The organism is Streptomyces sp. NPDC059142 (assembly GCF_042755665.1).
Lineage (GTDB): Bacteria > Actinomycetota > Actinomycetes > Streptomycetales > Streptomycetaceae > Streptomyces.
Map to the genome: position 1 here is coordinate 1 of NZ_JBHZDA010000062.1, position 13019 is coordinate 13019.

9 protein-coding genes are annotated in these 13019 nt (G+C 72.0%); 5 read left to right on the forward strand and 4 right to left on the reverse strand.

All coding sequences use genetic code 11. From position 1 onward, the window contains the following. Positions 1–109: 109 nt before the first annotated feature. Both ACFXPK_RS21765 and ACFXPK_RS21770 read right to left on the reverse strand, forming a co-directional pair. Complete coding sequence (locus ACFXPK_RS21765) at positions 110–1408, reverse strand: M18 family aminopeptidase (protein ID WP_384996915.1); 1299 nt, start codon at positions 1406–1408, stop codon at positions 110–112. 179 nt (positions 1409–1587) lie between these two features. Further along, positions 1588–3414 (reverse strand): acyl-CoA dehydrogenase, encoded by a 1827-nt coding sequence (locus ACFXPK_RS21770; RefSeq protein ID WP_385077768.1) that lies wholly within the window; start codon positions 3412–3414, stop codon positions 1588–1590. A 204-nt stretch (positions 3415–3618) separates the two neighbouring features. Here ACFXPK_RS21770 and ACFXPK_RS21775 point away from each other — a divergent pair, with 204 nt between their 5' ends. Next, the gene (locus ACFXPK_RS21775) at positions 3619–4095 is read left to right on the forward strand and encodes an SseB family protein (RefSeq protein ID WP_365807350.1); all 477 of its coding nucleotides are present in this window, start codon (positions 3619–3621) and stop codon (positions 4093–4095) included. A 193-nt stretch (positions 4096–4288) separates the two neighbouring features. Continuing rightward, a complete protein-coding gene (locus tag ACFXPK_RS21780) occupies positions 4289–5248 on the forward strand; it encodes a pirin family protein (protein WP_384996919.1) in 960 nt (319 codons plus the stop codon). A gap of 25 nt (positions 5249–5273) precedes the next feature. On the opposite strand, the gene ACFXPK_RS21785 is transcribed toward ACFXPK_RS21780, so the two are convergent. Then, a complete protein-coding gene (locus tag ACFXPK_RS21785) occupies positions 5274–6194 on the reverse strand; it encodes an AraC family transcriptional regulator N-terminal domain-containing protein (protein ID WP_385077770.1) in 921 nt (306 codons plus the stop codon). Between the two features lie 124 nt (positions 6195–6318). Between ACFXPK_RS21785 and ACFXPK_RS21790 the strand changes: the two genes are divergently transcribed. Then, entirely contained in the window at positions 6319–7326 is a 1008-nt protein-coding gene (locus ACFXPK_RS21790) for an aldo/keto reductase (protein ID WP_385077773.1), read from the forward strand. A gap of 157 nt (positions 7327–7483) precedes the next feature. Next, complete coding sequence (locus tag ACFXPK_RS21795; RefSeq protein ID WP_385077776.1) at positions 7484–8590, forward strand: AI-2E family transporter; 1107 nt, start codon at positions 7484–7486, stop codon at positions 8588–8590. On the opposite strand, the gene ACFXPK_RS21800 is transcribed toward ACFXPK_RS21795, so the two are convergent. Continuing rightward, the gene (locus ACFXPK_RS21800) at positions 8518–10920 is read right to left on the reverse strand and encodes a SpoIIE family protein phosphatase (protein ID WP_384996927.1); all 2403 of its coding nucleotides are present in this window, start codon (positions 10918–10920) and stop codon (positions 8518–8520) included. The two genes, ACFXPK_RS21795 and ACFXPK_RS21800, sit on opposite strands and share 73 nt — an antisense overlap. A gap of 231 nt (positions 10921–11151) precedes the next feature. On the opposite strand from ACFXPK_RS21800, the gene aspS reads away from it, so the two are divergent. Beyond that, the gene (gene aspS / locus ACFXPK_RS21805; protein ID WP_385077780.1) at positions 11152–12933 is read left to right on the forward strand and encodes an aspartate--tRNA ligase; all 1782 of its coding nucleotides are present in this window, start codon (positions 11152–11154) and stop codon (positions 12931–12933) included. Positions 12934–13019 lie beyond the last annotated feature (86 nt).

A 13019-nucleotide genomic window follows, 5' to 3' on the forward strand; every position in this document is an offset into this window, starting at 1 on the left:
GCGCCGGTGCGTGACGCCGCGCGCCCGGCCCGCGAGCAAGCTCCGCCCGCGAGCAAGCTCCGCCCGCGAGCAAGCTCCGCCCGCGAGCAAGCTCCGCCCGCGAGGAAGCTCAGCCCGCGAGGAAGGCGACCAGCGCGTTCGCCAGCAGGTACGGGTCGTCGGCGCCGCACAGCTCGCGCGCGCTGTGCATGGAGAGGATGGCCACACCGATGTCGACGGTCTGGATGCCGTGCCGGGCGGCGGTGATCGGGCCGATCGTCGTACCGCACGGCATCGCGTTGTTGGAGACGAACGTCTGCCACGGCACGCCCGCGCGCTCGCACGCCTCGGCGAAGACGGCCCGGCCGCTGCCGTCCGTCGCGTACCGCATGTTCACGTTGACCTTGAGGATCGGACCGCCGTTGGCGCGCGGGTGGTGCGTCGGGTCGTGGCGCTCGCCGTAGTTGGGGTGGACGGCGTGACCGGTGTCCGACGAGAGGCAGACCGTGCCGGCGAAGGCCCGCGCGCGGTCCTCGTACGTCCCGCCGCGGGCGAGCACCGAGCGCTCCAGGACCGTGCCGAGCAGCGGGCCCTCTGCGCCGGTGTCCGACTGCGAGCCGTTCTCCTCGTGGTCGAAGGCGGCGAGCACCGGGATGTACGGCAGGGACGCGCCCGGCTGTGTCGCGACCGCCGCGAGCGCCGCCGTCCCCGCGTGCACCGACAGCAGGTTGTCCATCCGCGGCCCTGCCACCAGCTCGCGGTCCCGGCCCAGGTAGGCGGGCGCCTCGATGGCGTGCGGCATCAGGTCCCAGCCGGTGATCTCCTCGGCCTCGACGCCCAGTTCCTGTGCGACGAAGCGGATCAGGTCGCCCTCCTCGGGCTCCCCGAGGCCCCAGATCGGTTGCATGTGCCGCTGCCGGTCCAGCTTCAGTCCGTCGGTGTTGACCGAGCGGTCGAGGTGGACGGCGAGCTGCGGGACGCGCAGCAGCGCGCGGTCGACGTTGACCAGCCGGTGCGAGCCGTCGCGCAGGGTGACCCGGCCCGCCAGCCCCAGATCGCGGTCGAGCCAGGTGTTGAGGAGCGTCCCGCCGTACACCTCGACGGCGATCTGGCGCCAGCCGTACGAGCCGGTGTCGGGCAGCGGCTTCACCCGCAGGTTCGGGGAGTCCGTGTGCGCGCCGACGATCCGGAACGGGGTGTGCGGCTCGGCGTCCTCCGGCACGAACCAGGCGATGAGCGCGCCGCCGCGTACGACGTACCGGCCGCCCTTCGACCCGTCCCAGGCGTCCGTCTCCCGCACCTGCCGGAAGCCGGCCTTCTCCAGGCGCTCGGCGGCGTTCGCCACGGCGTGGTACGGCGACGGGCTGGCCGCGAGGTAGGACATGAGGTCGTCGGTGTGGCCGCGGTCGAAGCGGGGGGAGGTGCTCATGGGCTCAACCCTAACGACGGGGTGCGGGAGCGGCCCTGCCAGTGGTCGTGAACGCGGTGCGCGGGCCGTCTCCCGCACGGTGTACGACGTGCGGCAGGGCACCTTCCGCGTCCGGTGCGCGGGAGGTGCCCTGCCGTGGGACGCCCTGCCGTGGGGCGTGCTGTGGTGTGCGGCGCCGGCTAGAAGGCCGCCTCGTCCAGCTCCATCAGCGTGCTGTCGACGGACTCGGCGAGTGCCCGCTCCGTCGCGACGCCCGGCAGCACGTTCGCCGCGAAGAACTTCGCCGCCGCGATCTTGCCCTGGTAGAAGGCCACGTCCTTGGAGGAGGCCGTCTCCAGCTTCTCCGCCGCCACGGCGGCGCCGCGCAGCAGCAGGTAGCCGACGACCACGTCGCCCGAGGCCATCAGCAGGCGGGTGGTGTTGAGGCCGACCTTGTAGATGTTCTTGACGTCCTCGCCGGTGGCCGTGAGGTCGGTCAGCATCACGCCGACGATCGCCTCCAGGTCGGCCGCCGCCCGGGCGAGCGCCTCGCGGGCCGGGGCCAGCTCCGTACCGCCCGTGCCGACCGCGAGGAAGGTCTTGATCTCCTCGGAGAGGGTGTTCAGCGCCTGGCCCTGGTCGCGGACGATCTTCCGGAAGAAGTAGTCCTGGCCCTGGATCGCCGTCGTCCCCTCGTAGAGGGTGTCGATCTTGGCGTCCCGGATGTACTGCTCGACCGGGTACTCCTGGAGGTATCCGGAGCCGCCGAAGATCTGGAGGGCCTGCGCGAGCTGCTCGTACGACCGCTCGGAGCCGTACCCCTTGACGATCGGCAGCAGCAGGTCGTTGAGGCCGTGCAGCGCCTTGGTGGGCTCGCCCTCCGCCTCCTTGAAGGCGATCTCGTCCTGCACCGAGGCCGTGTACATGACCAGGGCGCGCATGCCCTCGGCGTACGCCTTCTGCGTCATCAGCGAGCGGCGTACGTCGGGGTGGTGCGTGATGGTGACCTTGGGGGCGCGCTTGTCCATGAACTGCGCCAGGTCGGGGCCCTGGACGCGCTCCTTGGCGTACTCCAGCGCGTTCAGGTAGCCGGTCGAGAGGGTGGCGATCGCCTTCGTGCCGACCATCATCCGCGCGAACTCGATGATGCGGAACATCTGGCGGATGCCCTCGTGCTTGTCGCCGATCAGCCAGCCCTTGGCGGGGTGGCGGTCGCCGAAGGTCAGCTCGCAGGTGTTGGACGCCTTGAGCCCCATCTTGTGCTCGACGTTCGTCGCGTAGACGCCGTTGCGCCCGCCCAGCTCGCCGGTCTCCCAGTCGAACTCGTACTTCGGCACGAGGAAGAGCGAGAGGCCCTTGGTGCCCGGTCCCGCGCCCTCGGGGCGGGCGAGGACGTAGTGGAGGATGTTCTCCGACATGTCGTGCTCACCGGAGGTGATGAAGCGCTTCACGCCCTCGATGTGCCAGGTGCCGTCCTCCTGCTCGACGGCCTTCGTGCGGCCCGCGCCGACGTCCGAGCCCGCGTCGGGCTCGGTGAGGACCATCGTGGAGCCCCACTGGCGCTCGACGGCGATCGCGGCGATCTTCTTCTGCGCCTCGTTGCCCTCGTCGTGCAGGACGCCGGCGAAGGCGGGGCCCGAGGCGTACATCCACACGGCGGGGTTGGCGCCGAGCAGCAGCTCCGCGTAGGCCCAGATCAGGGAGCGCGGGGAGGTCGTGCCGCCGATCTCCTCCGGCAGGCCCAGACGCCAGTACTCGGAGTCCATGTAGGCCTGGTAGCTCTTCTTGAAGGCGGCCGGGACCGGCGCCGTGTTCGTCTCCGGGTCGAACACCGGCGGGGTGCGGTCGCCCTCGGCGAACGAGGCCGCGAGTTCGTTCTCGGCGAGGCGGGTGACCTCTTCGAGGATGCTCCTGGCGGTCTCGACGTCCATCTCCGCGAACGGGCCCGTTCCGTACAGCTTGTCGCGCCCGAGGACCTCGAAGAGGTTGAACTCGATGTCGCGGAGATTCGACTTGTAGTGCCCCATGGCGACGACTCCGTAAGGATCGGGAAGACGGGATTGCGGAAAGCGGATCAGCGGATCCCGCATACGTGTACCAGTACCGGTTGGTAGCTACCGATGATGCTACCCATCGGTAATAAGATGCAACCCCAGACGGACGCCGAGGGGCGAGGTGTGACGTGGTAGACGGGGCTCCCGGCGGCGCCATTCCTCAGTACTCTTGCGTCCATGTACGGCTACGACCAGAACATGGGCGCTCAGCAGCAGTACGCGCACCCGCAGCAGCAGCCGATGGGCGGTGCGGGAGCGGGTGGGTACGGCGAGCAGCCGCTGTATCCGGAACCGTCGCCTCCGTCGCTCGGCGACGCCGTGCGGGCGTTCACCACGGGGTCGCTCCAGGCCGAGGACTTCCAGCAGATCTTCGCGACGTCGAAGGTCTACTGCCCGCGGGGCGACAACCCCGGGTTCCTGGCGCTGCACAACACGCAGCAGCCGGTGATCCCCATGTTCAGCACCCTCAAGGAGCTGCGGCGGTACGCGGGCAAGGAGTCCAAGTACTTCGTGATCACCGGCGCCGAGGTGATCGACCTGCTGCCCACGGGGTACGGCTTCGTGCTCGACATGGAGGGTGAGCACCGGATGGTCTTCGACGCGAAGGCGGTCGAGCAGATGGTGGACTTCGCGATGCGCCGCATGTACGGCTGAGCACGCAGTCCCCCCCGATCCTGACGAGGGCCCGTACCGCACCGGTACGGGCCCTTCTTCGTGCGGCGCTCCGCGGCTTCTGTGGCTCCGCGGCGCGTGCCTGCGGCGTCCAGGGCGAGTCCGGGAATGCGGCACGCCTTGCAAGATGTTCACCGTTCAACTAAATTAGAGGCAACAGCCTGAGGAGGCCGTCATGCCCGCAGTGACCGTCGAAAACCCGCTGACCCTGCCCCGGGTGGCAGCCCCGGCCGATGCCGTGGCCCGTCCGGTGCTCACCGTCACGACCGCGCCCGGCGGCTTCGAGGGCGAGGGGTTCCCGGTGCGCCGCGCGTTCGCCGGGATCGCCTACAAGCACCTCGATCCGTTCATCATGATGGATCAGATGGGTGAGGTGGAGTACGCGCCGGGAGAGCCGAAGGGCACCCCCTGGCACCCGCACCGCGGCTTCGAGACGGTCACGTACCTGATCGACGGCACCTTCATCCACCAGGACAGCAACGGCGGCGGCGGGACCATCCGCAACGGCGACACCCAGTGGATGACGGCGGGCTCCGGCCTGCTGCACATCGAGGCGCCGCCGGAGTCGCTCGTCACCTCCGGCGGGCTCTTCCACGGGCTCCAGCTCTGGGTGAACCTGCCCGCCTCCGACAAGATGATGGACCCGCGCTACCAGGACATCCGCGGCGGCCAGGTCCAGCTTCTGACCTCGCCCGACGGCGGCGCGCTGCTGCGGGTCATCGCGGGCTCCCTGGACGGCCACGAGGGTCCCGGCGTCACCCACACCCCGATCACGATGATCCACGCCACGCTGCGGCCGGGCGCCGAGGTGACCCTGCCGTGGCGCGAGGACTTCAACGGTCTCGCGTACGTCATGGCGGGGCGCGGCGCGGTCGGCGCCGAGCGCCGGCCGGTCCACACCGGGCAGACGGCGGTCTTCGGCGCGGGCGGCTCGCTCACCGTACGGGCGGACGCCTCGCAGGACGCCCACACGCCCGACCTGGAGATCGTGCTCCTCGGCGGACAGCCGATCCGGGAGCCGATGGCGCACTACGGCCCGTTCGTGATGAACAGTCACGCCGAGCTCAAGCAGGCGTTCGAGGACTTCCAGGCGGGCCGCCTGGGCACCGTCCCCGCGGCGCACGGCGACCGCTGAGAACCGCTCCGCCCGTCCCCGCCGCTCAGACCTGCCAGTCGGTGGGCGTACGGGCGGGGGCCGGGCGGGCGCGGAGCCGGGCCGCGTCCTGGCCGGGCGGGAGGCCGTAGGCGCTGCGGTACTCGCGGCTGAACTGGGTGGCGCTCACATAACCGACCGCCCGGGCGATCTGGGCGGCGGTGGCGTCACCGAGGGCCAGCCGCCGGCGGGCCTCCTGGAGCCTCAGGTGTTTCTGGTACTTCAGCGGGCTCATGCCCGTGGTCGCCTTGAAGTGCCGGTGCAGGCCGGCCGGGCTCATGTGCGCCGCGGCGGCGATCGCGTCGATGCTCAGCGGCTCGGTGTAGCGCTCGCGGATCCACCGGGCGACCTCGCGCACCCGGCTCGCGGTCGAGCCGGCCAGCGACCACTGGCGCAGCAGGGGGCCGAGCGAGCCGCGCAGCAGCCGGTAGTGGATCTCGCTCTCGATCCGGGGGGCGAGGGGGCCGATGTCCTCGGGGGCGTCGAGGAGTTCGACCCAGCGGGTGACCGCGTCGACCAGTTCCGGTGTCATCTCCGCGCTGATCTGCCCCACCGCTGTCGCCGCCGCTGTCCCCGCCGGGGGCGGCGGGACGGCCGGGCCGGTCCCGTCCAGCTCGACGAGCAGGGCGGCGAGCGTCCGGCTGTCGAGCCGCATGACGGCCGAGCGGTACGGCGTCTTCTCCAGGGCGACGGCCATGGGCAGGTCGATCGTGGTGAGCAGCAGGTCACCGGCGTGCGCGACCTCGCAGAGCTCCCCCGAGGTGGTGCGTTTCGCGCCGTCGGTGACGAAGCAGATCATCGGTTCGTACAGCAGGGCGGCGTGTTCGACGGGCTCGTCGACCGAGACCAGCATGAGCCGGGGGATCCGGGTCTCCGAACTCGGTCCGACGCAGTGCCGGTCGATGGCCGCGGTGAGCCGGTCCAGCACGGCGGGACTCCTTGTCCGGGGGCGAGGGATCAGGGCTGAGCGGAGCCGGCCCTGAGAGGATCAGGCAATCCTACGCGACCTGTGCACCATGCCCCCCGGGTGTCCCGCGCCTAGCGTCGACGTCATGGCACACGACACGACCAACCTTCCCCTCCGGACACTCGGCCAGGGCCTGCGGGCCGGCGCGATCGGTCTGGGCACCATGGGCATGACCATGGCGTACGGAGCCGCGGACGACCGGGGCAGCACCGCCACGATCCACCGCGCCTACGAGCTCGGCGTCACCCTCTTCGACACCGCCGAGCTGTACGGCATGGGCACCGGCAGCAACGAGCAGCTCCTCGGCCGCGCCGTGCAGGACTTCCGCGACGAGATCCTGATCGCCACCAAGTTCGGCTTCGACCTCAGCGACCCGGCCCGGGTCGGAACCGCTTTCGACAGCCGTCCCGAGCACATCCGCGAGGTGGCGGAGGCGAGCCTGCGCCACCTCGGCACCGACCGGATCGACGTGCTCTACCAGCACCGGGTGGACCCGGACGTCCCCATCGAGGACGTCGCCGGTACGGTCGGCGAGCTGATCGCCGAAGGCAAGGTGGGCCACTTCGGGCTGAGCGAGGCCGGACCGGAGACCATCCGGCGGGCCCACGCGGTCCACCCGGTCTCGGTCCTCCAGACGGAGTACTCGGTGTTCGAGCGGGCGGTCGAGGCCGAGGTCCTGCCGGTGGTCCGGGAGCTGGGCATCGGCTTCGTGCCCTACTCGCCGCTCGGCCGCGGCTTCCTCACCGGCGCCGTCAGGCCGGCCGCCGAGTACCCCGCCGACGACATGCGCAGCTGGGACGAGCGCTGGCAGCCCGGCAACTACGAGAAGAACCTCGCCGCGGTCCGCGACCTGACCGCCCTCGCGGAGGCCAAGGGCATCACGGTCGCCCAACTGGCCCTGGCCTGGCTGCTCGCGCAGGGCGACGACATCGTCCCCATCCCCGGCACCCGCAGCCCGGAGCGCCTGGCGGAGAACGTCGCCGCCGCGCGGATCACCCTCACGCCCCAGGACCTCGCCCGTATCCAGGAGATCCTGCCGCACGGGTCGGCCGGCTCCCGCTACCACGAGGCGATGCTGCCGCACTGGCGGTGACGGACCGGGGCGCGGGTACGGGGGCGCGCACGGGGCGCGGGTACGAGGCGCGCACAGGGCGCGGGTACGGGGGCGCGCCCGGGGCGTGGGTGACGGCGCGTCCCCCGGGCGGCGGGCAGCGCAGGACAAGGCAGGCCGGGCGTGGTCGGCTGGGGGCGTGCAGACGCCGTCGACCTCCCTCCTCCCCGAGAGCGCCCGGCGCCTCGCCGCGTGGTGCGGGGTCGTACTGCTGGTCTCCGGGGTCGGGGCCGTCGCGATCTGGCTGTGCGTCACCTTCAAGACGGCCGTCACCCCCGTGCTGCTCGCCCTCCTCGGCACCGCGCTGCTCGGCCCCCTCTACCGCCGGCTGATCGCGCTGCGCCTCAACGCCTCGCTCGCCTCCGCGCTGACCTGCGTCGCCATCGTCGGTGTGGTGGGCGGCGCCGCGTACATCGTGGTCAGCGCGCTCGTCGACACCGGGGACCAGATCGTCGCCTCGCTGCGCCAGGCCGGCCAGGCGGTGAGCAAGCACTTCGGCGGGGCCGCCGGGACCTCGCTGGAGGATCTGGCGAAGAACGCCAAGGACCTCGTCGGGAAGTTCGGCGCCACCGCCGCCTCCGGGGTGCTCACCGGCATCAGCGTGGTCGGGGAGCTGATCGCCACCGCCGTCCTCGCCCTGCTGCTGGTCTTCTTCTTCCTGCGGGACTCCTCCCGGGCGGCCCGCGCGCTCCGGGCGTTCGCCCCGGGGCGGACGGGGCGGGCGGTCGAGGCGATGGCGCGCCGCGCGTTCGGGGCCGTCGAGGGCTTCATGCGCGGGACGACGCTGATCGCGTTCATCGACGCGGTCTGCATCACCGTCGGTCTGCTGATCCTGCGGGTGCCCGGCGCGATCGGGCTCGGGGCGCTGGTCTTCGTCGGCGCGTACATCCCGTATCTCGGCGCGCTGATCTCCGGCGCCGTGGCCGTGCTGGTCGCCGTGGTCGACCGGGGGTGGGTGATCGGGCTCTGGGCGCTCGGGGTGGTGCTCGCCGTGCAGGTGCTGGAGGGGCATCTGCTCCAGCCGATGATCCAGAGCCGTACGGTGCAGATGCATCCCGCCGTGGTGATGCTGGCGATCACGGCGGGCGCGAGCGTCGCCGGGATTCTGGGGATGCTGCTCGCCGTACCGCTGACGGCCGCGGCGTTCGGGGTGCTCTCCGAGGTGCGGAAACGTTACGCCGCTGACTCCGCCGGCGGATCGGACGGTCCGGCCGGTACCGGCGCGCCGCCCGCGCCGTCCTCGTAGAGCTCGAACCAGGTGCACTTCCCCTCGCCCCGCGGATCCACCCCCCACGCGTCCGCCAGCAGCTCCAGCAGCACGAGCCCCCGCCCGCTGGACGCCAGCTCGCCGGGGCGGCGCCGGTGCGGCAGGTCGTCGCTGGTGTCCGCGACCTCGATGCGCAGCCTGCGCGCTCCGTGCTCGCCCCGCGCCTCCGCGACCAGCAGCGCGTCACCGTCGGTGTGGACGAGCACGTTGGTCAGTATCTCGGAGACCATCAGCTCGGCCGCGTCGACCTGTTCGGGGTCCGCCCAGTCGTGCAGCAGATCGCGGAGCTGGCGCCGGGCGCCCGCGATCCGCTCCGGTTCGGCCTGCGCGATGGTCAGCGCGGTCCTGCGGGCGGGCGTCCTGGCGGTACGGGAGGCCGCGCCGTCCCGGTCCCTGGCCAGCAGCAGGAGCGCGATGTCGTCCTCGCGGCGGTCGGCGAGCCGCCCGGTCGTGTAGTGCGAGGCGGGTCCGTGCACGGCCTGGACCAGGGCGTCGGCGAGCCGTTCCAGCTCCCCGGCGCCGTCCGGCTGCGCGGGGGCCGCCGGGTTCACGGCGACGGGGGCCGCCAGCGCGTCCAGGGCGTCCAGGGCGTCCACAGCGGTCCCGTCGTCGCCCGCGCCGTGCCGTACGCCGTCCTTCAGCGGCTGCTCCAGTACGGGGCGCAGCCGCTCCCACCCCGTCGCGAGATCGTGGCCGCCCGTCTCGATCAGCCCGTCCGTGCAGAGCATCAGCAGCTCGCCGGGGCCGAGCTGGAGCCGGGTCGTCGGGTAGTCGGAGTCGGCCTCGATCCCGAGCGGCAGCCCGCCCGCGGTCTGCCGTACGACGGCCGTGCCGTCGGCCGTGCGGATCACCGGGTCGGGGTGGCCGGCGCGGGCGATGTCGAGGGTGCCCGTCTCCGGGTCGACCTCCAGATAGAGGCAGGTCGCGAAGCGCGGCCCGGCCGGCGCGTCGGGGCCGCCGCCGTAGCCCGCGACCCCCGGCGGCAGACCGGCCGCCGCACGGGGCTCGCCGGCCGGGGCGCCGCCGTCCTGACCCGGGTGGTGCTGGAGCCCCGCCAGGAAACGCGACGCCCGCGAGAGCACCGCGTCCGGGCCGTGCCCCTCGGCGGCGTACGCCCGCAGCGCGATCCTGAGCTGGCCCATCAGCCCCGCCGCGTGCACGTCGTGCCCCTGCACGTCCCCGATGACCAGCGCGAACCGGCCGCCCTCCCGGTCGCCGCCCCGGCCGTCCGGCAGCGGGATCATGTCGTACCAGTCGCCGCCCACCTGGAGACCGCCCCCGGTCGGCACGTACCGCGCCGCCACCGTCATACCGGGGATCTCGGGCCCCAGCCGGGGCATCATCGAGCGCTGGAGGCCGATCGACAGCTCCCGCTCGGACTCGGCGACCCCGGCGCGGGCCAGGGCCTGGGCGAGCATCCGCGCGACCGTGGTCAGGACGGACCGCTCGTCCGGCGAGAAGGCGACACGGTGTTTGAAGGCCGCCATCCAGGTGCCGAGCGTGCGGCCCGCCACGACCAGCGGGACGAACGCCCACGAGCCCCGGTCGAAGCGCCGTACGTACTGCCAGGTCGCCGGGTACCGGTCCTCGTACGCCTCCGGTGAGGGCAGATAGACGGCGCGGCCGCTCCTGACGACCTCGGCGGCCGGGTAGTCCGTGTCGAGCGACATCTCCTCGAAGGGGACCACGTCCCCCGCGTCGTGCCCGTGGTGCCCGATGATCCGCAGCCGCTGCCCCGACGGGCCGCCGGTGAGGCTCCCGGAGACGCCGAAGACCGCCAGTCCGTCCGGTGAGAAGCCCGGCATGGAGAGGGACGCGGCGACCCGCAGGACCTCGGCGGTGGAGCGCGCCTCGGCCAGCGCGCGCCCCGCGTCCAGCAGGAACGCCTCGCGGGAGCGGCGCCAGTCGCCGGTGATGGAGCTGCCCTCGACGGCGGTGCCGGGGCGCGGCTCGCTGACCTCCTGGACCGTACCGAACAGCTCGAACTCCTCGTGGCCGTCCGGCCGGCGGGTGACGACGGGCTTGGCCCGGCTCCGGACCGTACGGACGACCCGGCTGTCGCCGTCCATGACGCGCAGCCGGACCTCGGCGAGGGTGGACTCGGCGACGGCGAGGCTCACGACGCCCTCGATCTCGTTCCAGTCCACGGGGTGGAGCCGGGCGCGTACGGCGGCCTTCGTGGTCTCCAGGGGTTCGGCGGGCCAGCCGAAGAGCCGGGCCGCCTCGGCGTCGAGGGTGACCGCCCCGGAGGCCAGGTCCCAGCGCCACAGGCCGGTACCGATCGCCGACAGGACATCCTCGGTTCGCATTGTCCCACTTTATGAATATGTGCGGAGCGAACGCCACTGAGGGGGGTGTCGGACACGGGCGGTAGCCTGTTATGGCCAAACGGGTTTTCCGAAACCGGTTGGGCAACGGGTGGCGCCCGGCGCATCATGCTTCCTCACGGCGTGCGTCGTACGTGTCACGCGTATCGCGTACGCCCGGGTGTCCCGCCCGCTTCCTGACCACTCCGACTGCCAAGACTGGATGAAACGACGATGCACCGGTACAGGTCCCACACCTGCGGCCAGCTCCGCGCCTCTGACGTCGGTGCCGACGTCCGGCTGAGCGGCTGGCTGCACAATCGCCGAGACCTGGGCGGCATCCTCTTCATCGATCTCCGCGACCACTACGGTCTGGTGCAGCTCGTCGCCCGCCCCGGCACGCCCGCCAACGAGGAGCTGTCCAAGCTCACCAAGGAGACCGTCGTCCGTATCGACGGCAAGGTCTCCGCGCGCGGTGCGGAGAACGTGAACCCGGAGCTGCCGACCGGCGAGATCGAGATCGAGGTCGCCGAGGTCGAGATCCTCGGCGCGGCCGGGCCGCTGCCGTTCACGGTCAACGCGGAGGACGGCGTCAACGAGGAGCGGCGCCTGGAGTACCGCTTCCTCGACCTGCGCCGCGAGCGCATGCACCGCAACATCCTGCTGCGCACCGCCGTGGTCTCCGCGATCCGGCACAAGATGACCGCCCTCGGCTTCAACGAGATGGCGACCCCGATCCTCACCGCGACCTCCCCCGAGGGCGCGCGCGACTTCGTCGTCCCCTCGCGGCTGAACCCGGGCCGGTTCTACGCGCTGCCGCAGGCCCCGCAGCAGTTCAAGCAGCTCCTGATGATCTCGGGCTTCGACCGCTACTTCCAGATCGCGCCCTGCTTCCGCGACGAGGACGCGCGCGCGGACCGCTCGCCGGGCGAGTTCTACCAGCTCGACGTCGAGATGAGCTTCGTCGAGCAGGAGGACGTCTTCCAGCCGATCGAGAAGCTGATGACGGAGCTGTTCGAGGAGTTCGGCGGCGGCCGGCACGTCACGTCGCCGTTCCCGCGGATCCCGTTCCGCGAGTCGATGCTGAAGTACGGCAACGACAAGCCGGACCTGCGCGCCCGGCTCGAACTGGTCGACATCTCGGACGTCTTCGAGAACTCCGAGTTCAAGGCGTTCGCCGGCAAGCACGTCCGCGCCCTCCCGGTGCCGGACACGGCGGGACAGTCGCGGAAGTTCTTCGACGGCCTCGGCGAGTACGCGGTCGAGCACGGCGCGAAGGGCCTGGCCTGGGTCCGGGTCGGCGAGGACGGGACGCTGGCGGGACCGATCGCCAAGTTCCTGACGGAGACGGACGTCAAGGTCCTCACGGAGCGGCTGTCGCTGGTCCCGGGGCACGCGGTCTTCTTCGGCGCGGGCGCCTTCGGCGAGGTCTCCAAGATCATGAGCGCGGTCCGGGTCGAGGCGGCCAAGCGCGCCGGCCACTTCGACGAGGGCGTCTTCCGGTTCTGCTGGATCGTCGACTTCCCGATGTACGAGAAGGACGAGGAGACCGGCCGGATCGACTTCTCGCACAACCCCTTCTCGATGCCCCAGGGCGGCCTGGAGGACCTGGAGACGAAGGACCCGCTGTCCATCCTGGCGTGGCAGTACGACATCGTCTGCAACGGCATCGAGCTGTCGTCCGGCGCGATCCGTAACCACGAACCCGAGCTGATGATCAAGGCGTTCGAGATCGCGGGCTACGACCGGGAGACGGTGGAGCACGAGTTCGCGGGCATGCTCAAGGCGTTCCGCCTCGGCGCCCCGCCGCACGGCGGCATCGCCCCGGGCGTCGACCGGATCGTCATGCTGCTGGCGGACGAGCCGAACATCCGCGAGACGATCGCCTTCCCGCTCAACGGCAACGCGCAGGACCTGATGATGGGCGCGCCGACGGAGCTGGACGAGACGCGGCTGCGCGAACTGAACATCGCGCTGCGCAAGCCGGCGGCGAAGTCGGCCAAGCCGGCCGAGTAACCCGCCCCGGACCGCCCCGCCCGGCGGTCCACCGCACCCTGGCCCCGGGCCGGCCGAGCGCCGCGCGGGGGCGGGGGCGGGGCGGC

Excerpts from the sequence above, each read along its gene's own strand:
- ACFXPK_RS21765 (WP_384996915.1), bottom strand. The coding sequence starts at position 1,408 with ATGAGCACCTCCCCCCGCTTCGACCGCGGCCACACCGACGACCTCATG.
- ACFXPK_RS21770 (WP_385077768.1), bottom strand. The coding sequence starts at position 3,414 with ATGGGGCACTACAAGTCGAATCTCCGCGACATCGAGTTCAACCTCTTC.
- ACFXPK_RS21775 (WP_365807350.1), top strand. The coding sequence starts at position 3,619 with ATGTACGGCTACGACCAGAACATGGGCGCTCAGCAGCAGTACGCGCAC.
- ACFXPK_RS21780 (WP_384996919.1), top strand. The coding sequence starts at position 4,289 with ATGCCCGCAGTGACCGTCGAAAACCCGCTGACCCTGCCCCGGGTGGCA.
- ACFXPK_RS21790 (WP_385077773.1), top strand. The coding sequence starts at position 6,319 with ATGGCACACGACACGACCAACCTTCCCCTCCGGACACTCGGCCAGGGC.
- ACFXPK_RS21800 (WP_384996927.1), bottom strand. The coding sequence starts at position 10,920 with ATGCGAACCGAGGATGTCCTGTCGGCGATCGGTACCGGCCTGTGGCGC.
- aspS (WP_385077780.1), top strand. The coding sequence starts at position 11,152 with ATGCACCGGTACAGGTCCCACACCTGCGGCCAGCTCCGCGCCTCTGAC.